Annotated in this window: 13 protein-coding genes; 12 read left to right on the forward strand and 1 reads right to left on the reverse strand. The window is 59.1% G+C overall.

The features are described from left to right. From HPY65_05795 to HPY65_05830, 8 genes are all read left to right on the forward strand, one after another. Entirely contained in the window at window positions 1–855 is an 855-nt protein-coding gene (locus HPY65_05795; protein NPU83982.1) for a 3-hydroxyacyl-CoA dehydrogenase family protein, read from the forward strand. A 42-nt stretch (window positions 856–897) separates the two neighbouring features. Further along, the gene (locus HPY65_05800) at window positions 898–2,139 is read left to right on the forward strand and encodes a CoA transferase (protein ID NPU83983.1); all 1,242 of its coding nucleotides are present in this window, start codon (window positions 898–900) and stop codon (window positions 2,137–2,139) included. A gap of 65 nt (window positions 2,140–2,204) precedes the next feature. Continuing rightward, entirely contained in the window at window positions 2,205–2,987 is a 783-nt protein-coding gene (locus HPY65_05805; GenBank protein ID NPU83984.1) for a glucose 1-dehydrogenase, read from the forward strand. Window positions 2,988–3,035: 48 nt separating this feature from the next. Further along, complete coding sequence (locus tag HPY65_05810) at window positions 3,036–4,181, forward strand: acyl-CoA dehydrogenase (protein ID NPU83985.1); 1,146 nt, start codon at window positions 3,036–3,038, stop codon at window positions 4,179–4,181. Window positions 4,182–4,305: 124 nt separating this feature from the next. After that, window positions 4,306–5,613, forward strand: coding sequence for a thiolase family protein (locus HPY65_05815; protein NPU83986.1), 1,308 nt, complete (start codon window positions 4,306–4,308; stop codon window positions 5,611–5,613). A gap of 61 nt (window positions 5,614–5,674) precedes the next feature. Next, window positions 5,675–6,931 carry an MFS transporter gene (locus tag HPY65_05820; protein NPU83987.1) on the forward strand — a complete coding sequence of 419 codons (1,257 nt, stop codon included), beginning with the start codon at window positions 5,675–5,677 and terminating at the stop codon, window positions 6,929–6,931. 185 nt (window positions 6,932–7,116) lie between these two features. Beyond that, entirely contained in the window at window positions 7,117–9,243 is a 2,127-nt protein-coding gene (locus HPY65_05825) for a GAF domain-containing protein (protein NPU83988.1), read from the forward strand. Next, window positions 9,230–10,618, forward strand: coding sequence for a sigma-54-dependent Fis family transcriptional regulator (locus HPY65_05830; GenBank protein NPU83989.1), 1,389 nt, complete (start codon window positions 9,230–9,232; stop codon window positions 10,616–10,618). The genes HPY65_05825 and HPY65_05830 overlap by 14 nt, the downstream gene beginning before the upstream one ends. A gap of 222 nt (window positions 10,619–10,840) precedes the next feature. Here the strand turns inward: HPY65_05830 and HPY65_05835 are convergent, their stop codons facing one another. Next, window positions 10,841–11,116 carry a hypothetical protein gene (locus HPY65_05835; GenBank protein ID NPU83990.1) on the reverse strand — a complete coding sequence of 92 codons (276 nt, stop codon included), beginning with the start codon at window positions 11,114–11,116 and terminating at the stop codon, window positions 10,841–10,843. Window positions 11,117–11,610: 494 nt separating this feature from the next. Between HPY65_05835 and HPY65_05840 the strand changes: the two genes are divergently transcribed. From HPY65_05840 to HPY65_05855, 4 genes are all read left to right on the forward strand, one after another. Then, window positions 11,611–12,792 (forward strand): 2-hydroxyacyl-CoA dehydratase, encoded by a 1,182-nt coding sequence (locus HPY65_05840; GenBank protein NPU83991.1) that lies wholly within the window; start codon window positions 11,611–11,613, stop codon window positions 12,790–12,792. A gap of 184 nt (window positions 12,793–12,976) precedes the next feature. Then, the gene (locus HPY65_05845; protein ID NPU83992.1) at window positions 12,977–13,189 is read left to right on the forward strand and encodes a hypothetical protein; all 213 of its coding nucleotides are present in this window, start codon (window positions 12,977–12,979) and stop codon (window positions 13,187–13,189) included. 4 nt (window positions 13,190–13,193) lie between these two features. Next, window positions 13,194–14,744: a YihY family inner membrane protein gene (locus tag HPY65_05850; protein NPU83993.1), complete on the forward strand. Its 1,551-nt coding sequence runs from the start codon at window positions 13,194–13,196 to the stop codon at window positions 14,742–14,744. Between the two features lie 197 nt (window positions 14,745–14,941). Further along, on the forward strand, window positions 14,942–15,775 hold the full coding sequence (locus HPY65_05855; GenBank protein ID NPU83994.1) for an alpha/beta hydrolase: 834 nt from the start codon (window positions 14,942–14,944) through the stop codon (window positions 15,773–15,775). Window positions 15,776–15,873: the final 98 nt, after the last annotated feature.

Genomic DNA, 15,873 nt, shown 5'->3' on the forward strand with positions numbered 1-15,873 from the left:
ATGAGCAATAAAGTTGCGGTTATCGGTGCGGGGACCATGGGGTCCGGCATTGCGCAGGTCGCGGCCGAAGGCGGATTCGATGTTGTCATTATCGATACGGCGCAGGATTTTCTGGATCGTGGGCTGGGCGGCATCAAAAATTTCATCGGCCGCAAGGTCACCAAGGGATCGCTGACCCAGGCGCAGGGCGATGAAATCCTGTCCCGCCTCTCCACGGCGACGAATATGGAGGAGGCGGTGAAAGGCGCCGCCCTGGTCGTTGAGGCGGTGTTCGAGAAGGTCGAACTCAAGCAGGAGATTTTCAGGAAGCTCGACGCCCTCTGTCCGGCGGACGTCATTCTCGCCAGCAACACCTCCACCATCCCCATTTCCACCCTGGCCTCGGTGACCAGGGTGCCCGAGCGGGTCATCGGGACCCATTATTTCAGCCCGGTCCCCCTCATGCGGCTCGTCGAGGTGATCCGGGGAGAGAAGACCGGCGACGCGACCGCGGAGCAGACGGTCGATTTCTGCAGGAAATTCGGCAAGACGCCCATCGTCGTCAAGGACATCCCCGGCTTCATCGTGAACCGGTTCCTGTGCCTGATCTACAACGAATCCTGCAACATGATCCTGAACGGCAGCGCCCGGGCCGAAGACATCGATCAGGCCATGAAGCTGGGGTGCAACTGGCCCATGGGGCCCAACGAGATCATCGACCTCGCCGGCGTCGACGTCTGCGGTTTCGCCATGGACGCCATGTACGCCATGACGGGGGAGGAGCGGTACAAGCCGTCTCCGCTCTTCAAGCAGATGATGGACGAAAAGAAGCTGGGACGAAAGACCGGCCAGGGCTTCTACAACTACAAGAAATGACGGACGGAATGCACACAAACCAATGCTCCGGGGGATGACCATATGAGTAACACGGAAAATTCCAAAAAGAAGAAACTGCTCGAAGGCGTCAAGGTCGTCGACCTGACCAGGGTATACACCGGGCCGTTCTGCAGCCAGATCCTGGCCGACATGGGCGCGGACATCGTGAAGATCGAGGATGCGGGACCGAACACCAACGAACGGAGCTGGGCTCCCTTCGCCCCGGGAACGCAGGAATCCACTTATTTCATCGGCCTCAACCGCGGCAAGAAGAGCATCGAACTGAACCTGAAGGAGGCCAGGGCCCGGGAGATCTTTTTCAGGCTCGTTCGAGACGCCGATTTCGTCATGGAGAATTACGCTCCCGGCGTGGCCGACAAACTCTCCATCGGCTACGCGGAGTGCAGGAAGGTCAAGCCGGACATCATCTACCTGTCCATCTCCGCCTTCGGCCAGTACGGGCCCCTGAGCAGGCTGCCCGGGTACGACATGCTGGCCCAGGCCATGGGCGGCCTGATGAGCATTACCGGCTACCCGGACAAGCCCCTGCGGGTGGGGTCCTCCCTGGGCGACGTGATTGCCGGGCTGTACGGGGGGATCGCGCTCCTGGGCGCACTGAACTACCGAAATCTCACCGGCGAGGGCCAGTACATCGACATTGCGCTGGTGGATTGCATTTTCACCTGCCTGGAAAACAACGTCCCCGCCTACACGGTCACGGGAAGGCCCTCCAGGAGAATGGGCAGCCGGCATCCCGACGGCGGTCCTTACGACGTCTATGATTGCCGGGACGGGTACGTGGGCGTCGTGGCCTCCAACGAGAAGCTCTGGGGGAGCATGTGCGAAGCGATGGGCAGGCCGGAGTTGGCGAAGGATCCCAAGTTCGACAGCAATGTCCACCGGATGCAGAACATCGAGGAGATGACGGCCGTCATCAACAACTGGACGGGGAAGCAGTCCGTCGAGGACGTCGTGGCCAGGCTGCGCGAGGCGCGGGTGCCCGTCGCTCCGATCCTGGAGGTGCCGCAGATCTGTGCCAGCGAGAACACCGCCGCCCGGAACATGCTGGTCGAGTTCGACCACGCCACGGCGGGCAGGATCCGCCTGGCGGGCAATCCCGTGAAATACGGCGCTTACGATGCCATCGCCGAGCTGCCCCCGCCCTTCAAGGGACAGCACACGCCGGAGGTCCTGGCGTCGCTCGGCTACGGGGAAGACGAAATCAAGGAGCTGCTCAAGTCCGGCGTGATCGGCGACGGATTCATCAGCCGGGCGAAGAAATAAGTCCGGTGTTCATGCGGGCCGGCCCCCGGCGAACGGGGAAGCCGGCCGGACAAGGAGTTGCAACGATGAACGATCGATTCAGTCTGAAAGGAAAGACCGCTCTCGTCACGGGCGGCGGGAGAGGTCTGGGAAAATTCATTTCCGCGGGGCTGGCGGAGGCCGGGGCGGACATTGTCATTACGTCGCGCAAGATGAAGAACCTGGAGGCCGCCGCCCAGGAGATCATGAGCAAATACGGCGTCAAGGCGCTTCCCCTGGCCTGCGATCTGGCCAGCGAGCAGGAAATCGCGGCGATGGTTGAGGAAGCGTCCAAAACGTTTCCGAAGATCGACATCCTGGTGAACAATTCCGGTGCGACCTGGGGGGCCCCGACCCTCGAGTTCCCGCTGGAGCGATGGGACCAGCTCTTCAGCATCAACGTGCGGGGGGTCTGGATCCTGAGCCAGAAGATCGCGAACCGGATGAAAGAGCAGGGGGGAGGGACCATCATCAACATCTCCTCCGTCATGGGATTCCGGGGTTCCGAAGAATCCGTGCACCCCTCGGTGCCCTACAACTCCACGAAGGCCGCCGTAAACCTCCTGACCATGAACCTCGCGGTCAAGCTGGCCCCCTTCAAGATCCGGGTGAACGCGCTGGCCCTCGGCTATTTCCACACGGACATGACCTCCTACCTGGATAAAGACGATTTCAAAGAGGAATACGAGACGCTCTTGGGCATGACGCCCCTGCGCCGGTTCGGCGACGAGGAAGACATCAAGGGCGTGGCCGTCTTTCTGGCCTCGGACGCCTCGGCCTACGTGAACGGCCACGTCCTGGTCTGCGACGGCGGCTTCCTGGCCAGGTAGCGGGACGGCGGCGAACCCATATCAGAAGCCAACTTACAGGAGAGAACCATGGATTTCATATTGAACGATGACCAGAAAATGCTTCGGGACTCGGTCCGGCGGATCGCGGAAAGCGAGTTTGCGCCCCGGGCCGCCGAAGTCGACGCGACGGAAACCTTTCCCCGCGAGGCCTTCAGGATCTTAGGCGAAAACGGGCTCCTGGGCGTCCAGGTACCGGAGGAGTACGGCGGCGCCGGTGCCGGTATGCTCTCCCTCATCCTCACAGTCGAAGAGGTGGCCCGTGTGTGCGCCTCCACGTCCGTCATCCTGACCACCCAGGCCCTGGCGAGCGATCCGCTGCTCCTCGCCGGCACCGACGAGCAGAAAAAGGCCTGGCTCTATCGCATGGCCTCGGGACAGTGCCTGGGCGCCTGCGCCATCACGGAGCCCGGCGCCGGGTCCGATGTCTCGGGGATGAAGACCAACGCCAAAAAAGTGGACGGCGGCTACCTGTTGAACGGGTCGAAAATTTTCATCACCAACGGGGGCGAGTCCGAGATCGTGACCGTCCTGGCCTACACGGACCGGGCGAAGGGAAACAAGGGCATCAGCATGCTCCTCGTCGAAACGGGCGACAAAGGCTTCGCCGTGGGAAAACACGAGCATAAGCTGGGGATCCGCGGCTCCGATACGAGAGAGCTGACCTTCGAGGACGTCTTTCTTCCCGAGAACCGGCTCCTCGGCGGCGAAGGGAACGGCTTCAAGGTCCTCATGACGACCTTCAATTACACCCGGCCCGCTGTCGGCGCCCAGGCCCTGGGAATCGCCCAGGGCGCACTCGATGCGGCCATCAAGTACACCAAGGAGCGGGTCCAGTTCGGCAAGCCCCTGTCGTCCTTCCAGGGGCTGCAGTGGATGATGGCGGAGATGGCCCTGGGGGTTGAAACGGCAAGGACCATGATCTACCGGGCGGCCTCCACGATCGACATGGAGCCCGATTCCCCCGATATCCCCAAAATATCCTCCATGGCGAAATGGTACGCCTCCGACACGGCCATGAAGGTGACGACGGATGCCGTCCAGCTGTTCGGCGGATACGGCTACAGCAGGGAATATCCGGTCGAGCGGATGATGCGCGACGCCAAGATCACCCAGATCTACGAGGGGACGAACCAGATCCAGCGGGTCATCATCGCCGGCCAGATCCTCAAGTAGTGATCCCGGTCCCGGAGGCGTCTTCCGTCCGGTTCGGACGGGGCGCTTCCGGGAGGGGCCTTTCCGAAGATCCCGATGCCCCGGTTTTGATGGGCCCATCGGCAGAGAGAACAAGGAGCAGAAAATGAGCTTTCAGAAGACCAAAGACGACATCGTGTGCGTGAGTGCCGTCCGGACGCCCTTCGGACGGTTTGGCGGCGCCCTGCGCGATATTGACATCTATGACCTGGGCGCCATCCCGATGAGGAATGCCCTGGAACGGATCAAGCTCGACCCCGCCCGGATCGACGAGGTGTGGTGGGGGAACGGGGACACCACCAACACGAAGGATCCCTACACGCCGGTCGTGGCGAGGCAGACCATGATCAAGGCGGGCATCCCCCCGGAGCGGCCGTCCATCGCCTTCGACCAGGCCTGCATCTCCGGCATGGATGCCGCCAAGTACGGGGCCCGCAGCATTCTGCTGGGCGAGGCCGAGGTCATCATGGCCGGCGGCTCGACCAGTTTCAGCACGGTCCCCTTTCTGCTCCGGGGCATTCGCTGGGAAGGGAAAAGGCACAGCTCTTTTCCCGTCGAAGATCCTCTGATCCCGCTCGGATACAAGGATTATGCGCCGGTGGCGGTCGATTCGGGGAACGTGTCCATCGAATACGGCGTCTCGCGGGAGGAGCAGGACGAATTCGCGTACGCGAGCCATGTGAAATACGGGAAGGCTCTGCAGCGTGGCTTTTTCAAAAGCGAGATGGTGCCCCTGGAGCTGACCAAAAAGGACAGGAAGGGAAATGTCGTTTCCAGCAAGCTCTTGGAGATCGACGAGCAGTACCGCCCGGACATCAAGCTCGAGGAGCTGGCCCGGCTGAAGCCCGTATTCGGCAACCCTACCTGCACGGCGGGCAATTCCCCCGGCCTCAACGACGGTGCGACGGCCCAGATCCTGATGAAACGGGAAAAGGCGGAGGCCCTGGGGTTGAATGCCCTCTACACGATCGTGGCGATGTCGTCGATTGCCCTTCAGCCCCGCATCATGCCGGTCTCCCCGGCCTTCGCCATCAAGAAGTGCCTCGACACGGCGGGGCTCTCCATCGACGACCTGACCTTCATCGAAATCAACGAGGCCTTTGCCTGCGTTCCTCTCGTCTCGACGAAACTGCTGTCCAATCAGAGGTTTCTTGCGGGGCGCTATGACGAAATGGTCGGGGAAGCCTCCGAGCGGCCCATCCTCGACAACGACCCATCCCGGTATGAACTGCTGAAATCGAGGCTGAATGTCAACGGCAGCGCCATTGCGGTCGGGCACCCGAACACGTCCAGCGGGGCGCGCCTCATGATGACGGCTGCCTACAACCTGGCCGAAAACGGAGGCGGATACGCCGCCTGCGCCATCTGTGGCGGCCTGACCCAGGGAGCGGGATGCATCATCCATGTGGAATGAAAGGCCTTTGTATTCATCCGACCGATGAATGCTTTTATTCATAATTTGAAAGGAGGCAGTAATGGAAAACAGTTATGGCCAACGGTTCATCCCCATTCCCAAGGACGATGCGCCCATCGGAGCCACCCAGATTTTCGTCTGGATCTTTGCCTGGCTCGCGCTTGTCCTCGACGTCATGGACTGGCAGCTGCTCTCGGTTGCCGCGGGCAACATCCTGAAGGAATTCCAGTTCCCGAAGGCCTCGATGGGCCTGCTCCTGGGAGCCCCGCTTCTCGGCGCGGGCGTCGGGGGGCTGATCTCCGGCTGGCTTTCGGACAAGTTCGGCCGCGTCCGCGTCATGGTTTACTGCCTGGCGTGGTACTCCGTCTTCACCGTTGCCTTTGCCTTCGCGGGCAGCTTCGAATCCATGCTGGCCCTGAGAATTCTGGTCGGCATCGGGCTGGGCGCCCAGTGGGGGGTCGGGAATACCCTGGTAGCGGAGGTCATGCCCGCCCGGATGAGAATCATGTGCTCGGCGGTCATTCAGACAGGATTCGCCTTCGGGCCCATGCTGGCCGCTTTTTCGGCGAAGTTCATTCTTCCCAGTTACGGGTGGCGGCCCCTTTTCTATGTCGGTGCCGTCGGACTGGTCATGGCGATCATCGCAAAGTTTGCAATCCCGGAGCCGGAGGCTTGGCTGCAGAAGCGCCATGAAGCGAGATCCGGCATTGTCAAGCTGGGCAATATTCCCCAGCTTTTCTCTCCCGAACTCAGGGTCAACACGATCTGCGCCTTCGGACTGGTGTGGTTTACGCTGCTGGCCTACTGGGGCGCCATGAGCTGGATTCCCAACTGGCTGGTTTCGGAACGGGGCATGAATATCGTGAAATCCATGGATTACCTCATGTGGCTGAACGTCGGCGGCGTGATCGGCTACATCACCTTCGCGCTGGTTGCCGATCGCTGGGGACGCAAACCCCCCGCGTATGTTGCCCTGGTGGCCTCCTTCGTCGCCGTCATCGTCTTCGTCAATATCCAGGATGCAACGGCCATGCTGATTTTCGCTCCGATCTTCTCGTTCATCACCTATCCCATTTTCGGGCTGTACGGCGGATACATGTCCGAGCTTTTCCCCACCGAGGTGCGGGCCACGGCCGTGAACGGCATTTACAACCTGGCCAGGATGACGGCGTTCTTCGCTCCCGGGATTATGGGTGCCATTGCGGTCACGACCTCCATGACGTTCGCCATCGGCGTCAGTGCCGTCCTGTATCTGGGGTCCGTTGTCCCGCTGCTGTTCCTGCCGGAGACGATCAGGAGAAGGGCCCGGGCAAAGTGAGGCGGTTTCGAAGCGTGCATCCGGACGTTCGGGCGCTGGGAATTTGTTCTGGAGAGTTGATCCCGAATGTAATATGAAATGAGCGAAACGTTCGGATTGGGTATGAAGGGGGAACCTGGGGAGAGTTCGGTCCTACAGGTTCCCCTTTTTTTTGGGAAAACGGCGATGTACCGACGAGTGGTCCGATGAAAAACAATATGCCGTCGCAAAAGAAAATCGAGCAGCTCAAGTTCGAGCTGAAGACCAAGGACAGGATCCTGGCTTCCATCCACAACATCAGCCAACTGCTCACCCGCTCCATATCCCTGGACATGATTCTCAACGCCATTGTGAAGGAGACCCGGAGCATTTTCGGCCTGCAGCGGGTGGCCCTGTTCCTGATCAAACGCGATGCGGGTCTTCTGGAATGCAAATACATCGTGGGCTTCAATTACGAGGAGACCCAGAGAGCCCTGAATTTCCCGCTGGATCTCGAGCGCCACCGGTGCAGGGAAACACTGGCCGTAAGGACCGGGAAAACGATCTTCATCAAGGATGCCCAGACCGATCCGCAGATTACGGAGACGGACCGGAAGATGGACCGGTACTGGAAGCGCGTCTCCACGATCACGGCGCCTCTGAAAATCAGGAAGGACATCATCGGGGTACTGGAGGGGGACCGGACATACGAAACGCTCGATCTGAGCAAGGCGGAGATCAAGCTGTTTTCGATCTTTGCGAATCAGGCCAGCATCATCATCGAGAACGCCCGGCTGAACGAGCAGAACCAGAAAAAAATCAAGCAGCTGCTTTATCTTCAGGAAATTGTGAAGAACACGAGTTCCGTACTGGATTACCGGACGCTTCAGAACATCATCACCGGCAGCGCCATGAACATCACAAAGTCAACGGCGAGCTATATTTTCCTGAAGCATCGCGACGGGTTGAAAATGGCGGCCTACAAAGGCCCGGCAAAAGCGGGCAGGAAGAAATTCCATCTGGAAACGGGACAGGGTCTGATCGGTTATGCCGCGGAACACGAAACGCCCATTCTTGCAAACGATGTAACGTCCGATGACCGCTACGTCGAACTGGTTCCCGGCGTCCGATCGCAGATCTCCGTTCCCCTGGCCGGCGGCGACAAGGTGGCGGGCGTTCTGACCGTCGTCAGCGACAAGCCCGGTGCCTTCAGTCCCGATGACATGAGCCTGTTCACGCTCCTGGCCGGCCATGTCTCCGTCATCCTGAAAAACGTGAATCTGTACGAGCAGATCATTCAGGAGAGAAACATTGCGGAAAACATTCTGGAAAGTTCGCCCAACGGGATCATCACGCTCGACATTCGCAGGAGAATCATTTCCATCAACCGGAAAGCCGAGGAAATCCTGGATCTGAGCAGGTGGCATCTCCTCGGCAAGAGAATGGAATACGTGCTTCAGGAGGACATCGTCAGGGCAATCCATTCCGATAAGGAAACGGAAACGGAGGTGAGAATCAAAAGTAGGGAAGGGGGCGTCCTGATTCTCGGTGTATCCCACACGTCACTGCGGACGAATGAACGGAATTCAGCCGGCACGCTGATTTCCATTCAGGACCTGACGGAAGGCAAAAAAACGGAAGAATTCATCCGGAGGATGGACCGGCTGCTTTCGCTGGGACAGCTCTCCGCGGGGATTGCCCATGAAATCCGGAACCCCCTGGCGAGCATCAATTTCAACGTGCAGATGCTGGCCAAGAAAATCGTCGGCCAGAAAGAGCAGAGCATTGTCAACGATACCCTGATCGGCATCGAGAGAATCAAGAATCTGGTCAAGGGAATCCTCGATTTTGCAAAACCGGGGATCCCCGCTCTCAGCCGCGGAAACATCAACGGCGCAATTCTGGATGCCGTCATTCTGATGGACCTGCATTTCAAGAAGAAAAAGATCATCGTGAAACTGGAACTCGGAAGGGACATCCCGGAGATTATTTTTGACCCGCAGCAGATCCAGCAGGTGTTCGTAAACATCGTCATCAATGCCGTGGAAGCGATGCCGCAGGGGGGACGCCTTTTCATCAGGAGTGCCCTCGAGAATGAGGAAGGCGATTCAGGCCGCAGGATACTCGTTTCCGTGCGCGATAACGGATGCGGCATTGCGGATCCTCATGTCGCCAGAATATTCGATCCTTTCTTCACGACCAAGGCGGAAGGTACGGGGCTGGGCCTGTCCATCGTCCACAAGATCCTGGATCAGCACAATGCCGCCATCGATGTGGTCAGCCGGGAGGGTGAAGGAGCCGAATTTCTAATCAAATTCAACACAAACAGGGAATTGGCAAATGTACCGTTATAAAATTCTGATCGTAGACGACGACACGCTTTTGCAGAACTCGCTGAATTACATCATGGCGGACAAGTACGACACGCTGATCGCAGGGAGCGGAGAAAAGGCGATCCGGATCCTCGAAAACAACTCCATCGATCTGGTTCTCCTGGACATCCGGCTGCCCGGCATGGACGGCGTGGAGACGCTGGAAAAGATCAGGAAGCTGAACCAGGAGACGGTGGTCGTGATGATGACCGCCTACGAAGACGTGAAGACCGTCATCAAGTCAATGAAAATGGGTGCCTTCGACTATCTCGTGAAACCCCTCGATATCGACGAGCTGGACGTGATCATCGAGAAGGCGCTGGGCAATCTCAAGCTCAAGAGAGAAGTCGAGGAGCTTCGCCGTCAATACCTGAAGGAATTCGACATCGAAGACATTGTCGCCGAGAGCGGGGGGATGAAGCAGGCCTTGAAAACGGCCGGAATCATCGCGAAAAGCTACGACACGACCGTCCTGGTGGAGGGGGAGACCGGCTCCGGCAAGGAGGTGATCGCCAGGACCATCCAGTATCGAAGCTCGCGGTTCGGGAAACCCTTCATTTCCATAAACTGCGGCGCCATCAGCAGGGACCTGATCGAGAGCGAGCTTTTCGGCTATGAGAAAGGGAGCTTCACGGGCGGCCTGACGGAGGGGAAACGCGGGAAAATCGAGCTCGCCGACAAGGGTATTCTCTTTCTCGATGAAATCGGGGAGCTGCAGCCGTCGGCCCAGGTGAAGCTGCTGAGGTTTCTGGAAGACAAGGAATTCTACCGGGTCGGCGGAACGGAGAAAAAGAAGGCCGACGTGAGGATCATTGCCGCCACGAACCGGAACATCGAAAAAATGATCAAGGACGGCGGCTTTCGGGACGACCTTTACTACAGGCTGAACGTCGCCAAAATCCAGCTTCCTCCGCTCCGGGAGAGAATTGCCGACATCATTCCCCTCACGCTTTTTTTCATGAACAAATTCAATGATAAATTCGGGAAGAAGTTCCATGGGCTTTCGAAGGAAGCGGAAGAGAGGCTTCTCCGGTATTCATGGCCGGGCAACGTCCGGGAGCTGAAAAACGTGATCGAGCGCATCCTGCTGATGGAAGACGATGCCATGATCCGGGAGTCGCATCTTGCCTTCATGGAGAGCAACCATTCCGTGCCGGAATCGAATCACAACGGGGATTTTGTGATGCCTCCCTCCGGGATCAACCTGGACGAGCTGAACAAACGTCTGATCGTTCAGGCCCTGGAACTCAGCAGGGGCAACAGGACCAGGGCGGCCCGGCTGCTGGGCATGAGCCGCCCCACGATGATCTACCGGATCGAGAAATACGGCATCCGGATCAGCGGCGGGGATGACTGAACCCGATCAGACGTAATGATTTCGATAAGAACAGGTTATGACCGGATCGGCCAAATGGGCTTCCGATCCCCGAACCGCCCGTCCCGGCAGAGTCGGTCCGCCGCATTGCTTCCGCTTTGGTTTGTGCCGCCGGGTGTCATGATTGTCTGAACAAGATAGATGCCGGGGATGCGGAGTGGATGACCCGCAGCCCCGGACCGCAAGTGGTTGAGAGATGTCCGTTTAACCGCAGGAGGAACAGGAGCCGCAGCCGCCGCCGGCGCTGACGAAGCCGGACGACAGCTTGAATCCTGTCCCGTGAGGGGTCTCGATGTAGTCCACGGTGATGGGCTGGATCTCGTTGAACAGGTCCTGGTTGATGACGAACGTGAGGCCGTTCTCCTCGAACACCTGATCATCCTGCTTCTGCTCGTCCAGAGCCATTCCCAGGGAGGTTCCCGAACAGCCGCCTTCGAAAACCATCACCCGGATCGGCAGGTTTTCCTTCCTGTTCTTCATGAATTCCTTAATCATTTCATTTGCTTTGTCCGTTATCGAGAACATGTATCTCCTGTCCTTTCCGACACTTCGGTGTCCTTTAAGCGGATGCCTTTCATCGTAGACAATCCTGGAATCCTTGATCGCAGCTTCCTGGCGCGCTGACTTCATGCGTCCGCCGTCGCACACATGCTCAGTGGGCGCCGCCGGCTTTCGCCTCGCTGTAGACCGCCAGCAACCCTGCGTCCACAACAGCATAAGACGAATTAAATCATCAGTTGAAGTTTGTCAACATACAAGGGATTGATATAATTATAAATAATTAGAATATTCCGTAACGTACTATTCGATATCCGCATTTCCAATATAGGCACAAAGAATGATAAGGAACCCGTCCCGGGACCGGGACGCTTATCGAAGCAGAAATGGGCGAACGATTCACACGCCTGAAGACTCACAGATCATAGGAGCTCCGGCGTGTGCGTTGCCGGCTCTGGAAGACATCTGGATGAAAAATGGAGAACAAACGGATGCAGGATAGTCCGGCAGATCCGCCCACCCCTGTCGACAATCCACACGCTTCAGACCCTCTCGGGCACTATCTCGAATTCCTGTTGAACAAAAGGGAACAGGGGGCTCGCATCATTGGCTTATACTGCAACTACGCTCCTGTGGAACTGATCCGGGCCATGGATGCCGTCCCCGTCTCCCTCTGCGCGTCTTCCCGCAGAACCATCCCTGCCGCGGAAGAGATATTGCCCGCAAACCTCTGTCCCATGATCAAATCCAGTTTCGGCTACATCCGCACCAATACGTGCCTCCTTTATGAGATATCCGACGCCATCATCGGCGAAACAACATGCGACGGGAAAAAGAAGATGTTCGAATTGATTGCCCATCTCAAGCCTACCCACATCATGGACCTTCCCCAGCTTCCCGACGAAGCGGGGGCTTTGGATCGCTGGGTCGAGATGGTCGGCAGGCTCAAGACCTTTCTGGAAAGGGAGTTTCAGGCAAGCATCACAGAAGATCGGATAGAAGCTGAGATCCTGGAGACAAACAAAAAGAACAGGATCATCAACCGTTTTTTTGATTCGGTCGCCTGCCATCCCCCTCTCGCTCACTGGCGGGAAATATACGATGTCATCGGCCTCGATTCTTTTTTGGAAAGCGAGAGGTTGAAGTTCGTGATCGAAAGGATCCTGCAGAGACTGGGTGAGCGGGCTGCGAAAGGAATCCGCTTTGGGAACGACCGTTCTCCCCGGGTCCTCGTGACAGGTTGTCCCATCGGCGGCGACGCAAGCAAGGTCTTGCAGATCATCGACGAAGCAGGAGGAGTAATCGTAGGGTTGGAGGCCTGCGGCGGTATGAAGGGTTATTCCATTGAGATGGAGGAGGGGACCGGGGATCCCCTGCGGGCCGTTGCGGAAGCCACCCTGAAGATTCCCTGCTCCTGCATGACTCCGAACAGGAGGCGTCTTGACGCACTGGATGAGATGATTGCGAGGTTCAAACCCGATGTGGTTGTCGATGTTGTTCTGCACGCCTGTCACGCATACAACATAGAATCACTGAAAATTCTCGGACATATGAAGGATCGGCACGGGCTGCCCGGTCTGAAAATAGAAACGGATTATTCCGACGGTGATGTGGAACGGATTCGGACGCGGGTTGAGGCCCTCTTTGAATGCTTGTGACTTCGATGGTTGCTTCTGCTGATCTGTTCAATGGATCGGGATCCGTCATCATCTCCCCCCGTTCACATCCGCTTGAGGCAACCGGCTGCAAGCCGGACATTGACGGATCCACCGCTCCTGCCGGGCAAAAGGTCTTTACTCCCGGGAATGGCTGTGGTTTAATCCCGGGCCGAAAGGGGGTCCCATGGTCAGGCTTTCCGACGGGAGCGAGCTCTGCCGCGTCTGCAATGCAAAACCTTCCGTGGTCCTGTGCGACGGCTGCGAGAAGGCTCTCTGCGTGAACTGTCGGAAATTCGACCTCTGGGGCTACGGCTGCGGCCACGTGGATACGAAGGTATTCTGCCAGGTCTGTGCCCGGGATCCCCGCATCAACCCGTACGGCGGCTGTATTGACTGAGGGAATGCGTACGCCCACGCCCGAAGAAGGACCCACCAACGGCGCACACCGCTCCCGGTCCATCCTGCACCGGATCCAGATGAAACTCGCCAGCGCCTGGGACGTTCTCGTGGATTCGGTGATCAACTACCAGAACAACGGGGACGTGAACCAGGCGGCGGCCATCGCCTTCTACGCCATCCTCTCCTTTCTGCCCCTGTTCATCCTCACCTTTCTGGTGGTGGGGTATGTCTTCAGCTCCCACCCGGAGGTGCAGCGGCAGCTCATCGAAGGCATCCAGCGCTTCCATCCCTATTTTACGGGAGACATCCTGATTCAGCTCGGACAACTGGACGAGAAAAGCCGGCTTCTGGGCTGGGTGGGCTTCATCACCCTCATCTGGTTCTCCTCGATGATCTTCGGCGCCGCAGAGACCGCCTTCAACCTGATCTACCGCACGAAGACAATCCGGAACTATGTGGTTTCGAAGCTGCTGTCCTTCGCCATGATCCCGGCAGCCTGGGCCGTCGGTGTCCTGAGCCTGGGGATCACGACCGTCGCGACCGTGGTGGCCAACCAGCCGGTCCTGGCGGACAGCCTCTTCACCCATCTTCCCATCCTGAAGGGTTTCCTGTTCCGCTATGTTCTCCCTTATATCGTTACGGTGATCTTTTTTACCATTGTCTACAAGGTCATTCCGGTGAACAAGATCACCCTGGGGCTGGCCTTCACGGGAAGCGCCGTTTTTTCGGCCCTGATGGAGGTGGCGAAACATTTCTTCGCCTGGTACATCGCGAACTACACGCGCTACCACATCATCTTCGGCTCTCTGGAGACCGTGGTCATCCTGATCATCTGGGTTTTCTACGTGGCCCTCATCTTCCTGTTCTGCGCGGAACTGATGGCCTCCTACCGGCGCCGTGACCTGATCCTTATCGAAAGGGCCCTCCTGAAACCCGGTGCGCCCGGGATGAAGGTCTGGGAGCGGCTCTTCCGCCGCTTCGGCATCATCTACCCGCCGGGGGGCACGATCTTCCAGGAAGGTGACGATGGGCGGGACATGTATTTCATCCTGGCCGGACGCATCCGGTTGGAGAGGAAGGCCGGACGGGTTCGCAAGATCCTGGCGGAGATGGGCCCCGGCGAGTACTTCGGCGAGATGGCCACCCTCCTCGAAGCGCCCCGGACCGCCACGGCCAGCGCTCTGGAGGAGAGCGATGTGGCCGTCATCGACGGCGGGACCCTCCGCCGCCTCCTCCGGGAGAACGACGAGATGTCCATGTTCATGCTGAAGGAGTTCTCCCAGCGGATCCGCCATACCGACGCGCTGGTGGACGAGCTGTCCCAGTGGTGGCTCCGCCTGGTGGCCATTCTTTATCTGAACCGCTCCTGGCCGCTGCCCGCGGACGCGGATCCGGTGGCGGAGATCGCCGCCTGCTGCGGCAGGGATCTCGAGGAGATCCGGGACGTCCTGGCCGATCTGGGCGAGCAGGGGGTCGTCGATTTCCGGGAAGGACGTTTGACCCGATTTGACCCGGAGCGGGCGTGGGAGGTCAGCAGAACGCATATCTATTAGGCTGTTGACAAACGCCCGTCTGCGGCGTTTCCCTTGTCCCTCGCCAATCGACGTACCAGGGGTACGCCTCATGGCTCGGGACTTCGGGGGCCTTGCATCCGGGCATTTTTGAACAGCCTGGAAATGTGTTTTTCTGACGGGCTGTTGAGGCGGTGTGAGAGAGGGCGTGCCGTTACAGTGAATGAGGAGGAACGGCGATGGAGACACCGGCGGAACGATGGCTTGACGTCAATGGACTTTCGTTTCGGTATCTCGACTGGGGGGGAGACGGACTGCCCTTCCTGGTTCTGCTTCATGGAATCGGCGACAGCGCCCATGTCTGGGATCTCTTTGCCCGGGAGGCCCGCCGTCATTTTCGGGTCGTCGCCCTTGACCAGCGAGGTCACGGCCGGAGTGGTTGGTCCAGGCCCGCGGCGTATCGTCTGGATGATTATGTGGGGGATCTGGAGGCGGTGGTCGAACGCCTCGCTCCCCGGAACCCGATCCTCATGGGGCACTCCATGGGAGCCCTTCACGCCACGGCCTTTGCGGCCCGGCATCCCGGCTGTGCGGCGGCCCTGGTCCATGTGGACATCGAGCCCTGCCCGCCGCCCTGGAACAAGAAATACCTGACGGGACTCTACCGCGATCTTCCCGAGTCGTACGAATCGGTCGATGCATTCGTGAGCCGGCGGATGGAAAACAGCGCCCATGCCGACCGGGACCGCCTCCTAGCGCTGTCTCCCCACAACCTGCGGGAGGAGAACGGCCGGTATTACGCCCTCAGCGACCGGGAGGTCTACGCCCACTTCGACCCGGACTACGACCTGCGCGCCGTGCTGCCCCGCATCGCCTGCCCGGTCCTGGTCGTGAGGGGCGAGGACAGCCTGGTCCTGCCTCGGGAACCGGCGGAGGAGATGTGCAGGAGCCTGCCGCTGGGTTCCCTGGCGGAGATCCCCCGGGCGGCCCACCCCGTTCACACGGACAACCCCGAGGCGTTCCGGGATGCGGTGTTCCGCTTTCTGGCGGATCACGGCCTGCTGGCCGGCTGAGCGAGTCCTTCCGGACCGGTCTCCTGAACTTTTGTTTCGATCGTTCCATCCTGTGCGATCCACCGAACAATTCGATGAGCCAGCTGTCAGGGATCCCT

This window comes from Syntrophaceae bacterium (assembly GCA_013177825.1).
Taxonomy (GTDB): Bacteria; Desulfobacterota; Syntrophia; order Syntrophales; family PHBD01; genus PHBD01.